A 19,214-nucleotide genomic window follows, 5' to 3' on the forward strand; every position below is an offset into this window, starting at 1 on the left:
GGGAAGGATACTGAGACACGCCAGACAGTAATGCGGACCGACCAGCCTTCTACGGATGCCCGTCCCACGTGCAAGTGCCGAGGCGTAGGGGCGGTCATGCCGCACCGGAAGATGATCGAGAATCTGGGCGGTTGGGGAGTCTATCGGGAATGGGCCGGCCCAGCGAGAGAACATGGCAGCATAATGCGCCGCGTCTCAGAACTGATGTTCAACGAGGTCAACCATAGCGTTTCTAACGTACCTGCAAGGGTTTCGCCAAAGCATCACACGATGATGAAAAGGATAACTACGCTTTTCAAAGGATTGATAACGCGGAAAAAGCTAGCTCTTGCGCTGGTTGTCATCGCCTCGCTGGGCGCGACCACAACAATTGCGACTACCGATCTGGCGAGGGTCCAAGTTGTAGCGATCGCAATGGATGGAAAACCCATCTCTTGCTCAACATCCGGTTGCAACAATGCGGCAAATCAAGAAGCGCTGGCAGAATACATGCGCTGGCAGTTGGAGCACGCTACCGCTCCCGAGGAGCCACTAGCCATTGATCGCCCGAAATTTTGTCAACGACTTCGCGCAAGCAGGCCTGCTAACTGCGGCTCAGGTCCACCGCCTTCCGTTCCAGGATATGACTTGGGCTGGCAGCCTAATGGCTGTGGCACCGGAGGTTTTTCGAACTGGATTGCCAACTCTGTGCTCTCTATCATAAGTACTGAAGCATATTCTGGAAATTTTGATGCTCCCTATCCAGGAGTGTCTTTCCTGGGTTCTTGTAATGAACACGACAGATGCTGGGGAGGCGGAGGCAATCGGGCCGCGTGCGACACGGCCTTCCATGGTTCAATGTTGACTGCCTGCGGTGGGGCGGCTGAGGGCGGCCCGCGGTCCACGTGCATCGGATTTGCAGGTATCTACCATGGCGCAGTAACAACGACTGACGCATCGAATGATGCCTACGCCAATAGCGTGGCTCAACATGCGTGCGCCGCATGGACCTATGACATGAATCTCAATGAGTGCCCACGGTGATGAACAGGAAAATCGTCTTTATGGCGCTCGTAGCAGCCGCACCGCTGAGCGTGAGTGGCTGCCAGAATGACAGCGCGGCAGCGTTGGCCGTGGAGTCCGCTGCGACACCCACCCGTCAAATCGCCAAGCCTCCTGCGGCTCCACGAGCGGTTGAGGAGGAGCTCTTTGAAGGCGTAGCCGATTCACGTGCTAAGAGTTGGGATGCATTCCTCTCAAGCGTTTCTAAAGATGAGCGGACTTACTTGGAGGGGCTATCCCAACGTTACTTTGGAGCTCTACACTTCAGCACCGCTGCAGAGCGTAGTGAGTTGATCAGTTTGGGGACACCGCTTCCTGAAGAGTGGCTTGTTGCCCAGCATGTTAGCGACGCTGACCTACGAGCGATGGCCGACGACAACAATCGAAAGGCCGGTATATTCCTTGTCGACCGTCTGCTGGCGAGGATGGCGAGTGTTATGGAGCAGGCAGGCGCCAGCAGCTATCTTGAGGTAGTCAACGCACTTCCCGAGGCACAGCGCCCAGCAATAGATAGAGACCGCCGCGAAGCAATGGATCGGTCTGCTTCACAGTTCAGCATCAGTCCTACGCCATTTACCGCGTACCAGTTTGGCCTTGGGTTTTCTGCGGGCACGGGAAGCACTGCCGGAATTCCTGCCGCCATGACTGTTGCTGGGGAGTTGGGGGACCCGCGTGCTGTGAAGTTGCTGGCAGCCTACACTGCTACGCACCCCGACGAAGATCCCAAGCTGGTAACCAACGTTATAGGGGCCATGCGGGCGTTGGCGAAGCCAAGCGAAAAATGAAGTGGCTGCCCGGATCCTTCAGCCAACCAGCCAGGTGATCACGGGTGACTGTCCGCCACACGCGCATGGTGGGGGCGTGCCTGCAGCAGGATTGGCTTCCTCGCAGATCAACGCGGAGCTTTTCCTGATCGGTTCTTCCAACGTCAAGAGCGTGTTCGACAAGATCTACGCCGCCAGCGGTTTCATCGAACGCAATTGGCACTTCCTCGGCGATCCGCGATGCGTATAACTGCAGGCCTCGTAACTGTTCTAATCACCGGCCTATGCGCATCGGTAGAGCCGACTTCAGTCGGCTGCCTCACTTTCCGCCGAGCACGGCTCGGCGCTACCGTGGCCTTGGTAGCGCCGACCCATGGTCGGCGAGCGCAGCGGGCCGCACTACATCACGCCTACCGTCAGCCCGCATGACGCGCGTCCGTCACGGGGCGGTGTAGGTCGCCGTCAACGTCACCGCGCGATACCCGCCGGTGCCGCCCACCAACCGGATGAAGTACGAGTCCGCCACCGGCAACGCGGCCTGCATGTTCTGCGTCGTGCCGGCGCGCACCGCACTGACATCCGCGCCGGTGCCATCGCGTTCCGGTGCGCGGGTGGTGCGTACGTACATCTTCAGCTGCCCGCTGCCGCCCAGCGTGCGGATCTGCAGATTTCGCGCGCCAGCCGGCACGTCCACGCGGTACAACTGCCATGCGCCCTGCGCAGCAGTGAGCTGGCTGGCAGACGCACCGCGTGCCAGGGTCACCGCGCTACCTTCGTCACCGCCAGCAGAAACACCGGCCGCCCGCGCGACCGCTTGCCGCGCATCCAACAGGCCCGCGCCGATGCGCAGGATCGGCTTGACCGGAAACACCTTTGACGTCTGGGTGAGGATGTCACGCACTTCGCGCGGTGTCGGCAGCGGACGGTTGGCAGTGTACGCAGCGCTGAACACCAAGGCTGCCACGCCGGCGACGTGCGGGGCGGCCATCGAGGTCCCGGTGTAACCCGCATACGTGGGGGTCTCTGGCCCGTGCGAGCCGGTGTTGAGCGTGGACCAGATGTAGCCGGCACGTGCCGTCGTCCCGGTAGACGGATCATCGTTGGTGTACGTGCCACCGCCGGGTGCCGACAGGGTGATGCTGTTGCCGTAGTTGGAGTAAGACGCGCGCTTGCCGGTGATGCCGGTGGCGGCCACGTTGATGACGCCCGGGCAGCTCGCTGGCGTGAAGGACGCCGCATCCACGTTCGAATTGCCGGCGGCGACCACCACCACCGTGCCGCGCGACATCGCACCGGCAATCGCCTGTGCGGTCACGCTGTCGGCGGTGCAGACGCCGCTGCCGCCCAGGCTCATGTTGATGACCTCGGCCGGATTCTGGTTGTCCGGCACGCCATCCACATGGCCACCCGATGCCCAGGTGATGGCATCGGCGATGTCCGCCGTGCTGCCGCCACAATGGCCCAGCGCGCGGATCGGCAGCACCTTCGCCTTCGGTGCAACCCCGACCATGCCCACGCCGTTGTTGGTCAACTCCGCGATGGTGCCCGCCACGTGCGTGCCGTGCCAACTGCTGTCAGTGGCTTCCTGCTCCTGAACGCAGCCGCCATTGGCCACGAGGAACTTGGGGTCGGTGGTCCAGTCGCCGGTGTCCCAACCGCCCGCGACGCGGCCATCGGTGGCACGCCCGGACACGAACGCATTGCTGATGAAGTCGTAGCCTGCGTTGGCCAGCGACAGGTCCAGGTCCGGATGCTGGGTGATGCCGGTGTCGATCACCGCGACGGTGATGCCTTCGCCATCGCCCAGCTCCCATGCCGGGATCACATCGATGCCGCCACGGTTGGGTGCCGTGATGCTGGTATCCGGCTCCAGCCGCTCCAGCGTGCCGTCCGCCGCACGCATGTGCCACTGCACCTTGAAGTTGGGATCGTTGGGTGCGGTCGCACCAGGAGCAAGCACGGTGCTGGCCGTGCTGCGGATGGCCTTCAGCATCAGGTTCGGCTCGACATGGGCCACGTTGGGATCAGCCTTCAACTGCTGCACCAGACTGTCTACCTGGCCCTGGGTCAGGATGCGGCTGGGGCGTACCAGATCGGCGCCCACACCCAGTCGACGCACGCGGGTCAGCACCGGCGGTGCCTGTTTGTACTGACTGCTCCATTGCGCGCGCACCGTGCTGCTGCCCATGACGGTGCTCAAGCGGCTGGCGGCGGCGCTGGCACTGGTGCGTGCGGTGGTGCCAGTGCGGTAGGTGACAATCAATCCGTCATACAGCGCCGTAGGCTGGGTCGTACTGCCGGTCTGCAGCGTGGAAAACCGCGGTTGGGCGGCATGGACGGCCGGCAGTGCGGACAGCAGCGCAGCCGTCAGCAGGCTGCGGCGCAGCATCGTGGAACGCTTGCTCATCTGTTTCTCTCCGAGGAAGGGGCTGGCGGCAGCAGGGAGCCACCGCCATGCAGGCGATGGGGGTTACAGGTCGATGCCGAAGCCGATGCCGGCCGAGTTGTCACTGCCACTGAAGGCACCGCCGAGGCTGAAGCTGGCGCGCTCGCTGATCTGCTTGGCGTAGCCGACCGACAGCGCGTTCTCCCCGCCCTGCCAACCGGCGCCGACGGCCACACGACCACGCGGACTGCGGCTGCCTGCTGCGTTGATCGCCATGTTCATCATCGCCGAGCTCATCGCGCCCATCCGGTCCATGCGCTGGTCCTGCTTGCCGAGGCGTCGGTCGAGGTCGGTGCCCATCCGTTCGAAGCGATCATCCAGCGTGCTGTCGAGCGCGTTGAAACGACCATCGGTGTACGCGTTGGCCGTGCTCACCGACTGGCGATCAGCGGCCTGCATCTGGGTCACGTTGACCGCGTCGGTGCCAGCAGTGCCTGCCGCCACGTGAGCGACCTGTCGGTCATTGCCGCTGCTGCCGACCGATACCGTATTGGCGCGGTCGGCGACACTGCCCTGCCCCACTGCAACGGCGTTGCTGGCCGTGACGCTGGCACTTTGGCCGAGCGCGGTACCCGAGGCGGCGCTGACCTGGCTGCCCTCGCCCACCGCTACCGCGTTCGTCGCCGTTGCACTGATCGCGCTGTTGGCACCCACGGCCGTGCTGCCATCGGCGAGCACCCGCGCATTGGCGCCCAGCGCCGTGTCGTTCGGACCCACAGCCACGGCACCCGCACCGACGGCGGTGGCATTCTGCCCGCCCGCGCTGGCACCCGAGCCGATGGCCACGGCATTGCTGCCTGCCGCGATGCTTGCACCGTCATCGCCGCCCACGGCTACACCGGGGCTGCCGACGCCGCCCTGCGGACGCGATTCCACGGCAGTGACACGTTGATCCAGGCGGGTCCACGCGCTGTCCAGTGCAGCGAAGGCGGTATCCACCGAATTGAACACATTGCCCTGCACGCTGTACGCCGGCGCCACGAAGGCGCCATCGTCGCTGATGCGGCCACCCAACGCGGCCACCGTGAGCCCCAGGTTGGCCCGCAGCGCTTCATCGCTGCTGCCGAGCACGGTGGAGAGCGCACGGAACTGCGCAACGTTCACCGCGTCGGTGTCTTCGCTGCCGGCCGCGACGCGGGTGAGCTGGCGCTCAGCCCCTTCGCTGCCGATCGACACCGTGTTATCCCGCTCGGCCACGCTGCCTGCGCCCAGCGCGATGCTGCCCAGGCCGGTCGCCGCCGCGTTCTGGCCCAAGGCCAGCGAGCCGTCACTCAATGCGGTCGCACCGGCGCCCAATGCCGTGGCGCCGACCCCGTTGGCGCTGGCGACGTAGCCCACTGCCGTCGCTTCTTCTGCAGCAGCGAAGCTCATCGCACCCAATGCGCTGGCGCTGTTGTCGGTGGCCAATGCCTGCCCACCCAGGGCGGTGGCATACATGCCATCGGCGTGACTGTCATACCCCATCGCCACGCCATAGTCCGACAGCGCCCACGAGCCTGCACCGACGGTCACCGATCCGAGTCCATTGGCCTGTGTGTAGATGCCCGCGCTGCTGGACCCGATCGCGATGCTCTGCTGCCCTTGGGCCAATGCGGTTTCACCCAGCGCCACCGCACCATCGCCTGCGGCCTGGCTGGACCAACCGGCGGCCAGCGAGGCAAAGCCGGTCGCCTCGGCGAAGCTGCCCAGCGCCACCGCGACGTCATTGTTGGCATAGGCGCCGTAACCCACTGCAGTGGATTGAACACCGTTGCCGGCCGCTGAAGCGCCCACGCCCACCGAATACAGGCCTTGTGCCCGCGAGCCGGAACCCAATGCGGTGGCATTGTCGCCTTCGGCAACGGCCGACCAGCCAACCGCCGTGGACGTGTTACCCGTTGCGGTAGCCACCGAGCCCACTGCCACGGACCCGAAGCCGCTGCTCAGCGCGCCGTCCGAGTCACCGAAGGAACTGCCGAAGAAACTCCCGCCGATCGCCACGGCCGACTGGCCGGTGGCTGCCGCGCCGTCACCCATCGCGATGGCGGTGTTGCCGGCGGTCGTGCGGTGGCCGATGGCGATGCCGTAGGCGTCGGTCACCCGCGAACGCGGACCTATGGCCACACCGAAGTTGCCGTCCGCCGCCGCACTGGCACCGATCCCGATCGCATGGGTGCCGACCGCGGTGGCGTCGTCGGTATCGTCTTCTTCGCCGTCCGCCGCGAAGTAACGGTTGGCCGCATCGACCGATGCAGGCGTGACCACGGGATCGGCGTCAGCCTGCACGGCGGCCGTATCGGCGGCCGCCGGCTCGGCGGCGGTCGCCAGCGAGGACAGCGCCAGCAGCAATGCGGCTGTCAACGAACTGAAAGACGGGGCGCTCAGACTGCGGCGCAGGGAACGCTGCCCGACGCGGGCGATCGGCTGGATTCGGCTGGTCATGTGGGTTGTCCGGAGGAAGGGTTGGCCGCACCGGGCCCCCTTGGCCGACGCGTTCCGTACCTCGATTTACCGACAGCGACGACGTCGCTTCAATGCACGCATTCTCTCTGCTTCCTCACGCTAGACTCACCGCATGGGGATGCCTGGACTGCAGCGGGTCACGTGGGCGCCATGGCGCCGGGCGGCGGCATGGCTTCGCCGCGTGCCGGTGGCTGATCCGATTGACCGCCGCAACGCGCCGGCACTGCAGATCCTGTTGATTTTCCTGGGCGTGGAAATACCGCTCAACAAGCTCTATCACCTGCTTACCTACGAAATACAGATGAACGCCGCGCAGTTGGCGGTGGATATCGGCACAGATTCCGCGATGACGGTGGCAGCGTGGAGCGGTGTGCTGATGATCCGCCGCGGACTGGTCAAGCCCGGCACGGCCATGTTCATCGCGGTCACGATGTGCTGCGCGCTCATCGCCAACCTCGCCTTCGGTTACCAGCTGCAGGCCTTCGATCCTTACCCGATGCTGCTGCTTACCCTGGCCGCGCTGGTGATCGGTCGCGGTGCGCTGTGGAGTGTCTACGCCTGCATCCCGCTGATGTTCGTGCTGGGCATGGGCAGCCCGTGGGGGCAGCCCCCGTCGGGCAGCGGCAGCCGGTTCCAGAACCTGCCATCGCTTGCACTGAGCTACCTGATGATCACCCTGGTGCTGGACCGTACCGTCGCCGCGCTGCGCGAAGGATTGGCGCGCGCGCAACATGCCGCACGGCGGATGCGCGAGGAGATGCGCGAACGCGAACGCGTGCAGCAGCGGCTGCTGCACATGCAGAAGATCGAGACGGTCGGCCAGCTCACCAGCGGCATATCGCATGACTTCAACAACATCCTGGGCAGCATCATCGGCCACGCCTCGCTGCGCCACCGCATCCATGAACTGGATTTCGATGCTGCCAGCGAGGCACCGCAGCTGGCCGATGCGCTGGAAGGCGTCGAACAGGCCGCCCAACGTGGCATCAGCGTGACCCGCAAGCTGCTCAGTTTCAGCCGCCAGGACCTGTTGGTGCCGGTGGTGTTCGACGTCGGCCACGCCGTGCAGGAGCTGCGGCCGATGCTGCGCCAGCTGCTCGGCCCCGGCGTGGCACTGGAGGTCACCGTCCCCGCACAGCCGTGCACGGTTCGTCTGGATCGCAGCCAGTTCGAACTGGTCCTGCTCAACTTCGCAGCCAATGCGCGCGATGCGATGCCCGCCGGCGGTTGTTTTTCGATCAGCATCCAGCACGAAGGCACCTGGACACTGCTGGAGTTGGCCGACACCGGCACCGGCATGAGCCCGGACGTCGCCGCGCGTGTATTCGAAGCGTTCTACACCACCAAGCCGACCGGCCAGGGCACCGGCCTGGGGCTGGCGGTAGCGTGGGAAATGGCACGCGACGCCGGGGGCACGATCAGCGTGGACAGCACGCGCGCGGTGGGGGCGTGTTTCAGCCTGCGCCTGCCACAGGCATCAACAGATACCCCTGCCCACGAATCGAGGTAAGGGGCAGCGCACTGCCTGTGCGCTCCAGCACTTTCTGCCGCAACCGGTGCAGCAGCACATCCAGCCGATGCGGGTCGATCTCCATGCCGAGCTCGCCGCCCAAGGTCGCCAGCAAGGCATCGCGCTGCACCAGCCGTCCGCGCGTGCGCCACAGACACAACAGCACACGCCGCTCGGAGCTGGTCAAGGCTAGCGCACGGCCATCCGGTGCGAACAAGCACCAGCCATCATCCTGCAGGACCCAGTCCGCGGCGGCCGGGGCACTGGCCATATCACGCTCCGCGGCAACCGTCGCACCGACGGCGACGCGCTGCAGCCGCCGCGCGACACTGAACAGCGTCGCCGCCAGCATCTCGATTTCCACCGGTTTGGCCAGATACGCATCGGCGCCTTGGCTCAGTCCCTGCACCATGTCCGGGGCGCTGCCACGGCCACTCAGGATGACGATGCCAAGGCCAGGGAAGCGCTGCTGCAGATCACGGGTCACAACCAGACCATCGCCATCAGGTAGCCCGATATCCAGCACGATCAGGTCCAGCCGACGGTGCTGCAGCACCTGTTCGAGTTCGGCCACAGTACGCATGGGCAGTACGTTGAAACCATGGCGACGCAGCCCCGGCAACAGCACCCGGTCGCGCAGCATGTCGTCGTCCTCCAGCAGGGCGACGCAGATCAGCGAGTCAGGCACTTCGGTTTCGGATGAAGCGTTCAAGGCGCTACCAGGACCACCGGGACGACGAAGCCCAGTGTATTGCAGTCCGCTGACGTCAACGGCGTCGATATGCAGACAATCGGTTGCGCGGCGTCATGCTCGGCGGCTCGAACACCGGGTCGACTCTCAACGCTGCCGTGCACGGCGCGTGCGCTGGCTGAAGGCAAAAAAAAACGCCTGCAGATCAAGTCTGCAGGCGTTTTCGTATGTGGCGGAGCGAGAGGGATTCGAACCCTCGATAGAGTTTTTGACCCTATACTCCCTTAGCAGGGGAGCCCCTTCAGCCGCTCGGGCATCGCTCCGGGGTGGTGCAACCGCTGGTGGAGAAGTACTCCGCAGCGGGGACGCGAATAATAACGTTTTTCGCGGCCGCAGGTAAAGCCTTATTCAGCAGAATCTTCACTGCTGGTCGCAGCTTCATCTCCGCGCTGGATGCGCTGGTAGATTTCTTCGCGATGGACGGCCACGTCCTTCGGTGCCGTGATGCCGATACGGACCTGGTTGCCCTTGACGCCGAGCACAGTAACGCTGACCGAGTCGCCGATCATCAGGGTTTCGCCAACGCGGCGGGTCAAGATCAACATTGCAGTAATTCTCCATGAAACCGTGTGGAAGGGTATCCCCCACCGGCCTGGCAGACCGTCAAGGCCCGCCCCACGTTTAAGGGAAAAAGATGGCCAATGGTACCGTCAGCCCTCCCGCAGCCACAAGGCACGAGAGGGCTGCGGTTCATACGAGACGCGGCTTGACCCAATCGGCAACCGCCGCCAATGCAGATGCAAGGGCGGGCCCGTCCTCACCACCACCCTGGGCCAAGTCCGGGCGACCGCCGCCCTTGCCCCCGATCTGACTGGCGACGTGGGCCAACAGTTCCCCCGCCTTGACCCTGCCGGTTGCACTGCCGTTCACGCCAGCGACCAGCGCGGCCTTGCCGTCCTGGGTGCCGGCCAGCAGGATCACGGCATCACCCAGCTGCTGCTTCAGGCGATCCACCGCATCACGCAGGGCTTTTGCGTCAAAGCCTTCAAGCCGGGCGACCAGCAGCTTTACTCCGGCCACGTCCACCGCCTGCGACGAGAGGTCCGCCGTGGCACCGGCGGCCAGCTTGGCCTTCAACGATTCAAGCTCACGTTCCAGCTGTTTCTGCCGTGCGACCTGCACGCGGATCTTTTCCACCACATCGGCCGCACTGCCACCCAGCAGATGGGCGGCTTCGGCCAGACGCGCTTCTTCGGCATCCACATGGTCCAGCGCACCCTGGCCGGTCACGGCCTCGATGCGACGCACGCCGGACGACACGCCGCCCTCGGACGTGATCTTGAACAGACCGATGTCACCGGTGCGGCTGACGTGCGTGCCACCGCACAGCTCCGTCGAGTAGTCACCCATCTTCAGGACGCGCACGTTCTCGCCGTACTTCTCGCCGAACAGGGCCATTGCGCCGAAGTCCAGCGCTTCCTGCATGCCCATGTTGTGCACTTCAACGGCGTTGTTGATGCGTACCTGCTGGTTGACCTTGCGCTCGATGATCGCCAGTTCTTCGGCGCTGATCGGCTGGAAATGCGAAAAGTCGAAGCGCAGGCGATCCGGAGCCACCAGCGAGCCCTTCTGCTGCACGTGAGTACCCAGCACTTCGCGCAGGGCGGCATGCAGGAGGTGCGTGGCGGAGTGGTTGAGGATGGTGGCGCCACGGCGCTCGGCATCGACCTGCCCGGCCAGCACGTCGCCGACCTTCAGGCTGCCTTCGGCCAGCGTGCCGACATGGCCATGGAACTGCCCCGCGAACTTCTGCGTTTCCGCTACGTCCACGCGCACGCCGTTGGCCGACAGCACGCCGGTATCGCCCACCTGGCCACCGGATTCGGCATAGAACGGCGTCTGCTCGGTCAGCACGATGACCGCATCACCAGCCTGCACGGCCTGTACCGGGCGACCGTCCTTCAGCAGGGCCACCACGCGCAGGCCGTCGGACTGCAACGCGTCATAGCCCAGGAACACGGTCGGCTTCAGCGTGGCCACCAGATCAGCCGGCAGCGACACGCCGCCACCGAACTTGCCCGCGGCGCGCGCGGTTTCGCGCTGCTGTTCCATCGCCGCATCGAACCCCGCCGTGTCCACGGTCATGTCGCGCTCGCGGGCGATATCGGCAGTCAGGTCCAGCGGGAAGCCATACGTGTCAAACAGACGGAAGGCATCGACACCCGGAATCACCTTGTTGCTGGCACGGCTGGCGATGTCTTCGAAGATCTTCATGCCGGCATCGAGCGTTTCAGCGAAGCGCTCTTCCTCAGCCTTCAGCGCACGGGTCACGGTGTCGGCCGTGGCCGGCAGCTCCGGATAGGCCACACCCATCTGCTCCACCAGCGTGGGCACCAACTTGCTGAAGAACGGCTGGCGCACGCCGAGCAACCAGCCATGGCGCAGTGCGCGGCGGATGATACGGCGCAGCACGTAGCCGCGGCCTTCGTTGGACGGCAGCACGCCGTCCACGATCAGGAAGGAACAGGCGCGGATGTGATCGGCGATCACGCGCAGCGACTTGTTTTCCAGATCGCCCATGCCGGTCAGCTCGCTGGCCTTGCGGATCAGCGCCTGGAACAGGTCGATTTCATAGTTCGTATGCACATGCTGCAGGATCGCCGCCAAGCGCTCCAGGCCCATGCCCGTATCCACGCACGGCGCGGGCAGCGGGATCAGCGTGCCATCGGGCTGGCGATCGAACTGCATGAACACCAGGTTCCAGATTTCGATGAAGCGGTCACCGTCTTCGTCCGGCGAACCCGGCGGACCGCCGGCGATATGATCGCCATGGTCATAGAAGATTTCCGTGCAGGGACCGCACGGCCCGGTGTCGGCCATCTGCCAGAAATTGTCCGAGGCGTACGGGGCGCCCTTGTTGTCGCCGATGCGCACGATGCGCGCTTCGGGGATGCCCACCATGTCGCGCCACAGTGCATAGGCTTCGTCATCGGTCTGGTAGACGGTGACCAGCAGGCGATCGGCCGGCAGCTTCCAGACCTGGGTCAGCAGCTCCCACGCCCACGCGATCGCATCCTTCTTGAAATAGTCGCCGAAGGACCAGTTGCCCAGCATTTCAAAGAAGGTGTGGTGACGTGCGGTGTAGCCGACCTGGTCCAGGTCGTTGTGCTTGCCACCCGCACGCAGGCAGCGCTGCACATCGGCGGCGCGCACGTAGCTGCGCTTTTCCGCACCGAGGAACACGTCCTTGAACTGGACCATGCCGGAGTTGGTGAACAGCAGGGTCGGGTCATTGCCGGGCACCAAGGGGGCCGACGGCACGATGGTGTGCCCCTTTCCCTTGAAGAACTCAAGGAAATCACTGCGGATCTGGGAGGTGGTGAATTTGGCGGATGCGGTCATGGGGGCTGGCAGTCTGCGGGCCGGAGAGCCACCGCCGCCAGCCACACTGGCCAGGGTCGGATTTCGGACCTCCGAAACCCTGAAGGGTAACAGGCCAGCGCCGCTCAGTCCTCTGCATCGAAGCGGGTAGCGCGGCGGATGGTGTCGCCATCGAACCCGCGGCGGGCCAGCAGGTCGGCGGCCTTGCGCCGCTGGGACAGATCCTGCGGCCCTTCCTCGCCGAATCGACGGCGAACCAGGTCGCGGGCGTTGTCGAGGAAATCCCCTTCGTAGCGATCCATCGCCGCACTCACGGCGTCGCTGTCCAGACCATGGGTACCCAGCTCGGCGAGGATATGGCGCGGGCCATAGCCGCCATTGGCGCGGTTGCGCACCAGTGTTTCCGCAAAGCGCTCATCGTCCTGCCAGCCTTCGCTGGTCAGCCGGTCCACGGCGGCCTGGGCCTGCTCGGGTTCAATGCCGCGGGCCACCAGCTTCCGGCCCAGCTCCTTGCGCGAGTGCTCGCGCCGCACCAGCAGGCCCAGCGCGCGTTGCAGCGGCGTCAGCTCAGGCCGTCGGCGCTTGCGGGCCGGAGCGGCGGGCGGTTCGGTTTCGTCGTGCATGTCCACATCCTTCCGTCAGCGTCGTGGCGTCACGCCACCCGACCAACGGGCATCAAGAGCTGCGGGACAGGGCGACGTCACTGACGGCGCCGCCCTGCCCCGCAGGCACTGCTTACGCTTCTTCGGCGTCGTCTTCGTCGCCCGCTTCCTTGGGCGCCTCGGCCGGCTGGAACTTCTCACGCAGTTCCGCTTCCAGCTTCTGGGCGACCTTCGGGTTGTCGCGCAGGTAGCCGCGGGCGTTGTCCTTGCCTTGGCCGATACGTTCTTCACCGTAGCTGTACCAGGCGCCTGCCTTCTCGACCAGCTTGGCTTCCACGCCCATGTCGATCAGCTCGCCTTCGCGACTGATGCCTTCGCCGTACAGGATCTCGGTGATGACCTGCTTGAACGGGGGCGCCAGCTTGTTCTTGACCACCTTGATCTTGGTCTGGTTGCCGATGATCTCGTCGCCCTTCTTGATCGCGCCGATACGGCGGATATCCAGGCGCACCGAGGCATAGAACTTCAATGCGTTGCCGCCGGTGGTCACTTCCGGGCTCTGGCCCGGCATCATGACGCCGATCTTGTGGCGCAGCTGGTTGATGAACACCACCAGCGTGTTGGAGCGCTTGATGTTGCCGGTCAGCTTGCGCAGCGCCTGGCTCATCAGGCGGGCCTGCAGACCCGGCAGCTGGTCGCCCATTTCGCCTTCGATTTCCGCCTTCGGCGTCAATGCGGCGACCGAGTCGATCACCACGATGTCCACCGAGTTGGAGCGCACCAGCATGTCGGCGATTTCCAGCGCCTGCTCACCGGTATCCGGCTGCGACAGCAGCAGGTCGTCTACGTTGACGCCCAGCTTGCCGGCATAGATCGGATCCAGCGCATGCTCGGCGTCGATGAACGCTGCCGTGCCGCCCTTCTTCTGGCATTCGGCAATCGCCTGCAGCGTCAGCGTGGTCTTGCCGGACGATTCCGGGCCATAGATTTCCACTACCCGGCCCTTCGGCAGGCCGCCGATGCCCAAGGCAATGTCCAGCATCAGCGAACCGGTCGGGATGATCTCGACAGGCTCGACAACGCGGTCGCCCATGCGCATCACCGAACCCTTGCCAAACTGCTTTTCGATCTGGCTCAGAGCGGCGGCCAGGGCGCGCTTCTTGTTCTCGTCCATTGTCTTGGTCCTTGAAGTAGTGGTCATCTTTTTAATCGTGGTCAACTCGGGTTCGGGGGAGACTGTAGCGGCCGCTCATCGCACAGAGTGAGACGCGGGCCGGGCAAGTCGAACATTATCGCCGCAGACGTCAGCGGCAGCCGTCCCCGGGATGTTCAGCGGTTGGGTCGCAGCAGGCCGCAGTACAGGCCTTCGATGGAAAAATCCTGGTCAGGTTGGACTTCGATCGGCGCATAGTCCGGGTTTCGCGGCAGCAGGCGGATCCGGTCCTTGCCGATCTTCAGCAGCTTGACGGTGATTTCCTCGTCGATCCGCGCCACCACGATCTGCCCGGTGCGCGCATCACGGGTGCGATGCACGCCGATCAGGTCACCGTCGAAGATGCCTTCGTCGATCATCGAGTCGCCCTGCACCTTCAGCAGGTAATCCGGCGCAGGCGAGAAGAACACCCGGTCGAGCACGACGAAATCGTCCGATCCGATGTCCGCCCCGATCGGCAGGCCGGCGGCGACACGCCCCAGCACGGGCAGGCGCAGCACGCTGTCATCCAGCGCCGGATCGGCCACCTGCTTCAACGGCGGGGCCTGCATCAGCCGGATACCACGCGCCTGCCCCGGCACGCGGCGGATCGCCCCGGCCGCTTCCAAGGCCTCAAGGTGATACTGCGCTGCGCGCACCCCCTTGAAGCCGAAGGCCCGCGCGATCTCGGTCTGCGACGGCGGCACGCCATCGCTTTCGATGCGTTCGGTGATCATCTGCAGGATGGCCTGCTGGGTTTCGGAGAGCGTCGTCGTATCCATGGTTAGTAGTAATACTACTAACTCAATCGTGTCGCAAGTGCCTCCGATGTGGCGGCGAACGGCTGGGCGCGTTGTGGTGGGTCGCAGAGAGCGGTTTACGGTGATTGGGCCGGGCGGGACTGGGCGGGGGACGGCAAAGGCCGCATCCATGCGGGCCTCGTTTCGCGCCATCCTTGGCGCTCAACGCCCCCGCCCAGCCCCATCGCCCGGCCCTGTGACGGTTCGCGTGCGCCCACCACGGACAAAAAAAAGGAAAAGCAGAAGCGGAAGCGGAAGCGCCGAGCCGTGCTCGGCGGGATGTTCCCGCCAACGGCCCGCTGCGCTCGCCGACCATGGGTCGGCGCCACCTTTTTCTTTTTTACGTGGTGGGACGCACACGCGGACTGTCAGGACCGGGCGGGAGGGGGTGGTGGGGACGTTGAGTGCCATGGATGGCACGAAACGAGGCCCGCATGGATGCAGCTCTTGCCGTCCCCCACCACCCCCTCCCGCCCGGCCAAATCCAGAGAGCTCTAAGCGACCCACCAGGAGGGGCTCAGCCGTTCGCCCGATGTTTCCGCCAACGGCCCGCTGCGCTCGCCGACCATGGGTCGGCGCTACCTTTTTCTTTTTACGTGGTGGGACGCACACGCGGACTGTCAGGGCCGGGCGGTGGGGCTGGGCGGGGGCGTTGAGCGCCATGGATGGCGCGAAACGAGCGCTACATGGACGTACTTGTGCGCGTCCCCCGACCAGCCCCACCGCCCGGCCCATCCACATTAGGCAGATCCAACCGACCCACCACGAGGGGCTCAGCCGTTCGCCCGCCTCACCGACGGCGGCCGCTGCGCCAGATCGAAAACAGAATCCACACCCCGCACAACCCTGCGCCGATGAAGCCGCCCACGCCCAGCACCAGCAGCCAGCGGCTGGAAAGCCCACCCACGCTGTGCATGACGATCGACGAGCCGATGATCAGCGCCGCGGTGATGATGCCCACCACCAGCCGGTTCGCTGCCTGGTTCACCTGATCGCCGAAACCCTTCAGCGCATTGGTTTCGACCTTGATCTGCAGGCGACCGCGGCGTGCCGCCTGCACCAGCCGACGTAGATCGCGTGGCAGCTCGCCAGCCAGGTCGATCATTCCCAGCAGGCTGCGTCGTCCCCGTCGCAGCAGTGCGCGCGGCGCATAGCGCTGCATCACCACACGCTCCAGGAACGGGCGCGCGGCACTGGCCATGTCGAATTCGGGATCCAGCTGCCGACCCATCCCTTCCAGGGTCAAGAAGGCCTTGATCATCAGCGCCAGATCCGCCGGCAGCATCAGGTTGTAACTGCGCAGCAGCAAGGTGATGTCACTGAGCATCAAGCCGATGCGCAGGTCCTTCAGCGGGACACCGCGATAGCGGTCGACGAACTGGCTGATGTCCTGCTGCAGGCGTCCTTCGTCCACCGCTACGCCGCCCGCCCAGTCCAGCAGGATATCGGCGACGGCCTCCGGCTCTTGTTCGACCAGTCCGTGCAGCAACTGTGCGACCTGGAATCGACGCGACTCGGAGAGCGTGCCCACCATGCCGAAATCGATCACCCCGATGCGCCCGTCGCGCAGGTAGATGATGTTGCCCGGGTGCGGATCGGCGTGGAAACAGCCGTCCTGCAGCACCATCTTCAGCACGATATCAGCGCCGCGGTTGGCCAGCTGGCGCCGGTCCAGCCCAGCGGCATCCACGCCAGCCAGGTCACGCCCGGAGATGCCGTCGACGAAATCCTGGACGTTCAAGCTCTCGCAGGTCCACTGCCAGTGCACCTGCGGGATCAGGATGTCCTGGCGTCCTTCAAAGTCGCGTGCGATGCGCTCGGCGTTGCGGCACTCGGCCGCGAAATCCAGCTCGCGACGCAGCGACGTGGTGAACTGCTGCACCACCTCGGCAGGATGATAGCGACGCAGGTCCGGCAGCCGCGCTTCGATGATCTCGGCCAGCCGGGCCAACAGGCGCAGATCCGCCTCGACGACGTCACGGATGCCGGGGCGACGCACTTTCAGCACGACCTCGCGGCCGTCGTGCAGCCGCGCACGATGCGCCTGCGCCAGCGAGGCGGCGGCCAGCGGCGTTTCGTCCAGCCATGCAAATACCTGCGCCGGCTCGCCACCGACGTCTCGCTTCAACTGCTCGTGGATCTGCGCATAGGGCAGCGCCGGCACCGCATTCTGCAGTTCGGAAAATTCAGCGATCCATTCGGGCGGGAACAGGTCCACCCGGGTAGCCAGCACCTGTCCCAACTTGACGAACGTAGGACCGAGCTCTTCCATCGCACGGCGCACACGCATCGGCGCGGTCATCGGCAGCCGCTGGCTGCTGTCATCGCCCCAGTGCAGCAGGCGACCTGCGCGCTCGAGCACATCGGCCAGGCCGATCCGCCGCACCAGGTCACCGAACCCATAACGGATCAGGACCGCCGCGATTTCCTGCAGACGTCCAAGGTCACGGACCGTGCCCAGTGTTTCCCACATCGAAGACCGCTCCGTGCCGAGTGAGCGGCCAGCATCTCACAGCTGGGCGAGCATCCCGTGCAACGCCGCCGAAACGGTCTGCCGACGGATCGCGTCGCGGTCGCCGTGGAAATGGAACAGCTGTGCCTGCGCGTAGCCGCCGCGCCGCTTCCAGCCGATCCAGACGCTGCCGACCGGCTTGTCATCGCTGCCACCGCCAGGACCGGCAATACCCGTCACGGCGATCGCCACCCCAGCGCCGGAATTGATCAGGGCACCGGATACCATCTCCAGCACGGTCTCGCGACTGACCGCACCGAACACTTCCAGCGTCTGCGCACGGACACCCAGCAGGCGCTGCTTGGCTTCGTAGCTGTACACCACCATCCCGCAGTCGAAGAACGCCGACGAGCCGGCGATATCGGTCATGCACTTGGCGACCCAGCCACCGCTGCAACTTTCGGCGGTCACCAGCTGCAGCTGGGCGAGCCGCAGCGTCTGGCCCAGTTCGCTGGCCAGGGTGGCCAGCATGTCATCAGTGGGAACGGTCATGGCGATCCTGCGGCAAGGGGGCAGCCCACGCTACCACTCCGGCAGTTTCTCGGGCAGCAGCGCGCGGATCGGAGCACCGTCTTCACCGGCGGCGAGTTTCTCCGCTTCGGCGATCGGGATGTTGACCTGCAGCAACCAGCCATCTTCATCGCTTACTTCCTCGCCCACCACTTCCAGCTGGTGCAGCTTGGCCCGCAAGCGTCCCGCAGAGGGCGGCAGACGCAGCTCAGCCGTCACATGCTGCAGGCCCAGGCGCTGGCCCAGTACGCTCTGCAACAGCTCCAGGCCGCGCCCATCGCGCGCGGAAATCCACACGCGTTCGCGGCGCGACTCGTCCGGCACGCCATCCTGGCCGTCGTGGCGGACGTCGGCCCCGTCGATGCGGTCGATCTTGTTGAAGACCAGCAGTTGCGGCAGATCACCTGCCCCTACGGCGGTCAGCACCTCGTCGACCTGCGCGATACGTTCTTCGCGATGCGGATCGGCGGCATCGACGATATGCAGCAGGAAGTCGGCGTCGCGCGCCTCGGACAATGTGGAACGGAACGCCGCCACCAGGTCATGCGGCAGGTCGCGCACGAAGCCGACGGTATCGGCCAGCACCACGTTGCCGCCGGGCAGCACGATGCGGCGCACGGTGGGATCCAGCGTGGCGAACAGTTGGTCGGCCGCGTAAGCATCCGCACCGGTCAGCGCATTGAACAACGTGGATTTGCCGGCGTTGGTGTAGCCCACCAGGGCCACGCGCGGCAGCTCACTGCGCAGGCGCGCACGGCGCATCTGCGTGCGCTGCACTTCCACTTTTTCCAGACGCTTCTGCAGCTGTTCGACGCGCTTCTGCAAAAGGCGGCGATCGGTTTCCAGCTGCGTCTCACCCGGGCCGCGCAGGCCGATGGAGCCACCGCGCTGGCGCTCCAGGTGGGTCCAGCCACGGATAAGGCGCGTGGACATATGCCGCAACTGGGCAAGCTCGACCTGCAGCTTGCCGTCATGGCTGCGAGCGCGCTGGGCGAAGATATCCAGGATCAGACCGGTACGGTCGATCACCCGGCGCTCCAGGAATTTCTCCAGGTTGCGTTCCTGGCCCGGACTCAACGCATGGTTGACCAGGATCAGGTCCGCGCCGCTGGCATCGGCGGCCGCCTTCACTTCTTCCAGCTTGCCGCTGCCGATCAGCGTCGACGGACTGGGCCGGTCGATGCGTGCCGTGATGGTGGCGGCGATGCTGGCACCCGCCGAGCGTGCCAGGTCACCGAACTCTTCCAGCACGTCTTCTTCCAGCTTGCCCATATGGGGCTGGATCAACAGGGCGTTTTCGCCCTTTTTCGAGCGATCAAACAC

At 65.2% G+C, this 19,214-nt stretch carries 15 protein-coding genes and 1 tRNA gene; 4 read left to right on the forward strand and 12 right to left on the reverse strand.

Going from position 1 to position 19,214, the window contains the following annotated elements:
- Nucleotides 1-111 precede the first annotated feature (111 nt).
- The 3 genes from IFT58_RS02480 to IFT58_RS02490 all read left to right on the forward strand — a co-directional run bounded on the left by IFT58_RS02480 (nucleotide 112) and on the right by IFT58_RS02490 (nucleotide 2,055).
- The gene (locus IFT58_RS02480; protein WP_192093809.1) at nucleotides 112-1,023 is read left to right on the forward strand and encodes a hypothetical protein; all 912 of its coding nucleotides are present in this window, start codon (nucleotides 112-114) and stop codon (nucleotides 1,021-1,023) included.
- A complete protein-coding gene (locus IFT58_RS02485) occupies nucleotides 1,023-1,826 on the forward strand; it encodes a hypothetical protein (RefSeq protein ID WP_192080544.1) in 804 nt (267 codons plus the stop codon). Before IFT58_RS02480 ends, IFT58_RS02485 begins: the two co-directional genes overlap by 1 nt.
- A 76-nt stretch (nucleotides 1,827-1,902) precedes the next feature.
- The gene (locus IFT58_RS02490) at nucleotides 1,903-2,055 is read left to right on the forward strand and encodes a hypothetical protein (RefSeq protein ID WP_192080543.1); all 153 of its coding nucleotides are present in this window, start codon (nucleotides 1,903-1,905) and stop codon (nucleotides 2,053-2,055) included.
- A gap of 189 nt (nucleotides 2,056-2,244) precedes the next feature.
- Here the strand turns inward: IFT58_RS02490 and IFT58_RS02495 are convergent, their stop codons facing one another.
- Nucleotides 2,245-4,212: a S8 family serine peptidase gene (locus IFT58_RS02495; protein ID WP_192093810.1), complete on the reverse strand. Its 1,968-nt coding sequence runs from the start codon at nucleotides 4,210-4,212 to the stop codon at nucleotides 2,245-2,247.
- 63 nt (nucleotides 4,213-4,275) lie between these two features.
- Entirely contained in the window at nucleotides 4,276-6,672 is a 2,397-nt protein-coding gene (locus tag IFT58_RS02500) for a YadA-like family protein (RefSeq protein ID WP_192093811.1), read from the reverse strand.
- Nucleotides 6,673-6,805: 133 nt separating this feature from the next.
- On the opposite strand from IFT58_RS02500, the gene IFT58_RS02505 reads away from it, so the two are divergent.
- Entirely contained in the window at nucleotides 6,806-8,203 is a 1,398-nt protein-coding gene (locus IFT58_RS02505; protein ID WP_249405563.1) for an ATP-binding protein, read from the forward strand.
- Here the strand turns inward: IFT58_RS02505 and IFT58_RS02510 are convergent.
- The 10 genes from IFT58_RS02510 to hflX all read right to left on the reverse strand — a co-directional run bounded on the left by IFT58_RS02510 (nucleotide 8,148) and on the right by hflX (nucleotide 19,214).
- A complete protein-coding gene (locus IFT58_RS02510; protein WP_342029525.1) occupies nucleotides 8,148-8,915 on the reverse strand; it encodes a response regulator transcription factor in 768 nt (255 codons plus the stop codon). The genes IFT58_RS02505 and IFT58_RS02510 overlap by 56 nt on opposite strands.
- Before the next feature lie 209 nt (nucleotides 8,916-9,124).
- Nucleotides 9,125-9,217: transfer RNA gene (locus IFT58_RS02515), tRNA-Ser, on the reverse strand.
- 81 nt (nucleotides 9,218-9,298) lie between these two features.
- The gene (csrA, locus tag IFT58_RS02520) at nucleotides 9,299-9,499 is read right to left on the reverse strand and encodes a carbon storage regulator CsrA (RefSeq protein ID WP_042615469.1); all 201 of its coding nucleotides are present in this window, start codon (nucleotides 9,497-9,499) and stop codon (nucleotides 9,299-9,301) included.
- 145 nt (nucleotides 9,500-9,644) lie between these two features.
- Complete coding sequence (gene alaS / locus IFT58_RS02525) at nucleotides 9,645-12,296, reverse strand: alanine--tRNA ligase (protein ID WP_192093812.1); 2,652 nt, start codon at nucleotides 12,294-12,296, stop codon at nucleotides 9,645-9,647.
- Between the two features lie 104 nt (nucleotides 12,297-12,400).
- The gene (recX, locus tag IFT58_RS02530) at nucleotides 12,401-12,898 is read right to left on the reverse strand and encodes a recombination regulator RecX (RefSeq protein WP_192093813.1); all 498 of its coding nucleotides are present in this window, start codon (nucleotides 12,896-12,898) and stop codon (nucleotides 12,401-12,403) included.
- Between the two features lie 112 nt (nucleotides 12,899-13,010).
- Nucleotides 13,011-14,051 (reverse strand): recombinase RecA, encoded by a 1,041-nt coding sequence (gene recA, locus IFT58_RS02535; protein ID WP_188324407.1) that lies wholly within the window; start codon nucleotides 14,049-14,051, stop codon nucleotides 13,011-13,013.
- A gap of 155 nt (nucleotides 14,052-14,206) precedes the next feature.
- Complete coding sequence (gene lexA, locus IFT58_RS02540; protein WP_192093814.1) at nucleotides 14,207-14,851, reverse strand: transcriptional repressor LexA; 645 nt, start codon at nucleotides 14,849-14,851, stop codon at nucleotides 14,207-14,209.
- Between the two features lie 808 nt (nucleotides 14,852-15,659).
- Nucleotides 15,660-17,342: a 2-polyprenylphenol 6-hydroxylase gene (gene ubiB, locus IFT58_RS02545; RefSeq protein ID WP_188324409.1), complete on the reverse strand. Its 1,683-nt coding sequence runs from the start codon at nucleotides 17,340-17,342 to the stop codon at nucleotides 15,660-15,662.
- 36 nt (nucleotides 17,343-17,378) lie between these two features.
- A complete protein-coding gene (locus IFT58_RS02550) occupies nucleotides 17,379-17,873 on the reverse strand; it encodes a CinA family protein (RefSeq protein ID WP_192093815.1) in 495 nt (164 codons plus the stop codon).
- A 30-nt stretch (nucleotides 17,874-17,903) separates the two neighbouring features.
- Nucleotides 17,904-19,214, reverse strand: a complete 1,311-nt coding sequence (gene hflX / locus IFT58_RS02555) for a ribosome rescue GTPase HflX (RefSeq protein WP_188324411.1) — start codon at nucleotides 19,212-19,214, stop codon at nucleotides 17,904-17,906.

It is taken from the genome of Stenotrophomonas sp. CFBP 13718 (assembly GCF_014842145.1).
Lineage (GTDB): Bacteria > Pseudomonadota > Gammaproteobacteria > Xanthomonadales > Xanthomonadaceae > Stenotrophomonas.

Coding starts and splice junctions, on each gene's coding strand:
- IFT58_RS02480 (WP_192093809.1), top strand. CDS start 112: ATGATCGAGAATCTGGGCGGTTGGGGAGTCTATCGGGAATGGGCCGGC.
- IFT58_RS02485 (WP_192080544.1), top strand. CDS start 1,023: ATGAACAGGAAAATCGTCTTTATGGCGCTCGTAGCAGCCGCACCGCTG.
- IFT58_RS02495 (WP_192093810.1), bottom strand. CDS start 4,212: ATGAGCAAGCGTTCCACGATGCTGCGCCGCAGCCTGCTGACGGCTGCG.
- IFT58_RS02500 (WP_192093811.1), bottom strand. CDS start 6,672: ATGACCAGCCGAATCCAGCCGATCGCCCGCGTCGGGCAGCGTTCCCTG.
- IFT58_RS02505 (WP_249405563.1), top strand. CDS start 6,806: ATGGGGATGCCTGGACTGCAGCGGGTCACGTGGGCGCCATGGCGCCGG.
- csrA (WP_042615469.1), bottom strand. CDS start 9,499: ATGTTGATCTTGACCCGCCGCGTTGGCGAAACCCTGATGATCGGCGAC.
- alaS (WP_192093812.1), bottom strand. CDS start 12,296: ATGACCGCATCCGCCAAATTCACCACCTCCCAGATCCGCAGTGATTTC.
- recX (WP_192093813.1), bottom strand. CDS start 12,898: ATGCACGACGAAACCGAACCGCCCGCCGCTCCGGCCCGCAAGCGCCGA.
- recA (WP_188324407.1), bottom strand. CDS start 14,051: ATGGACGAGAACAAGAAGCGCGCCCTGGCCGCCGCTCTGAGCCAGATC.
- lexA (WP_192093814.1), bottom strand. CDS start 14,851: ATGGATACGACGACGCTCTCCGAAACCCAGCAGGCCATCCTGCAGATG.
- ubiB (WP_188324409.1), bottom strand. CDS start 17,342: ATGTGGGAAACACTGGGCACGGTCCGTGACCTTGGACGTCTGCAGGAA.
- IFT58_RS02550 (WP_192093815.1), bottom strand. CDS start 17,873: ATGACCGTTCCCACTGATGACATGCTGGCCACCCTGGCCAGCGAACTG.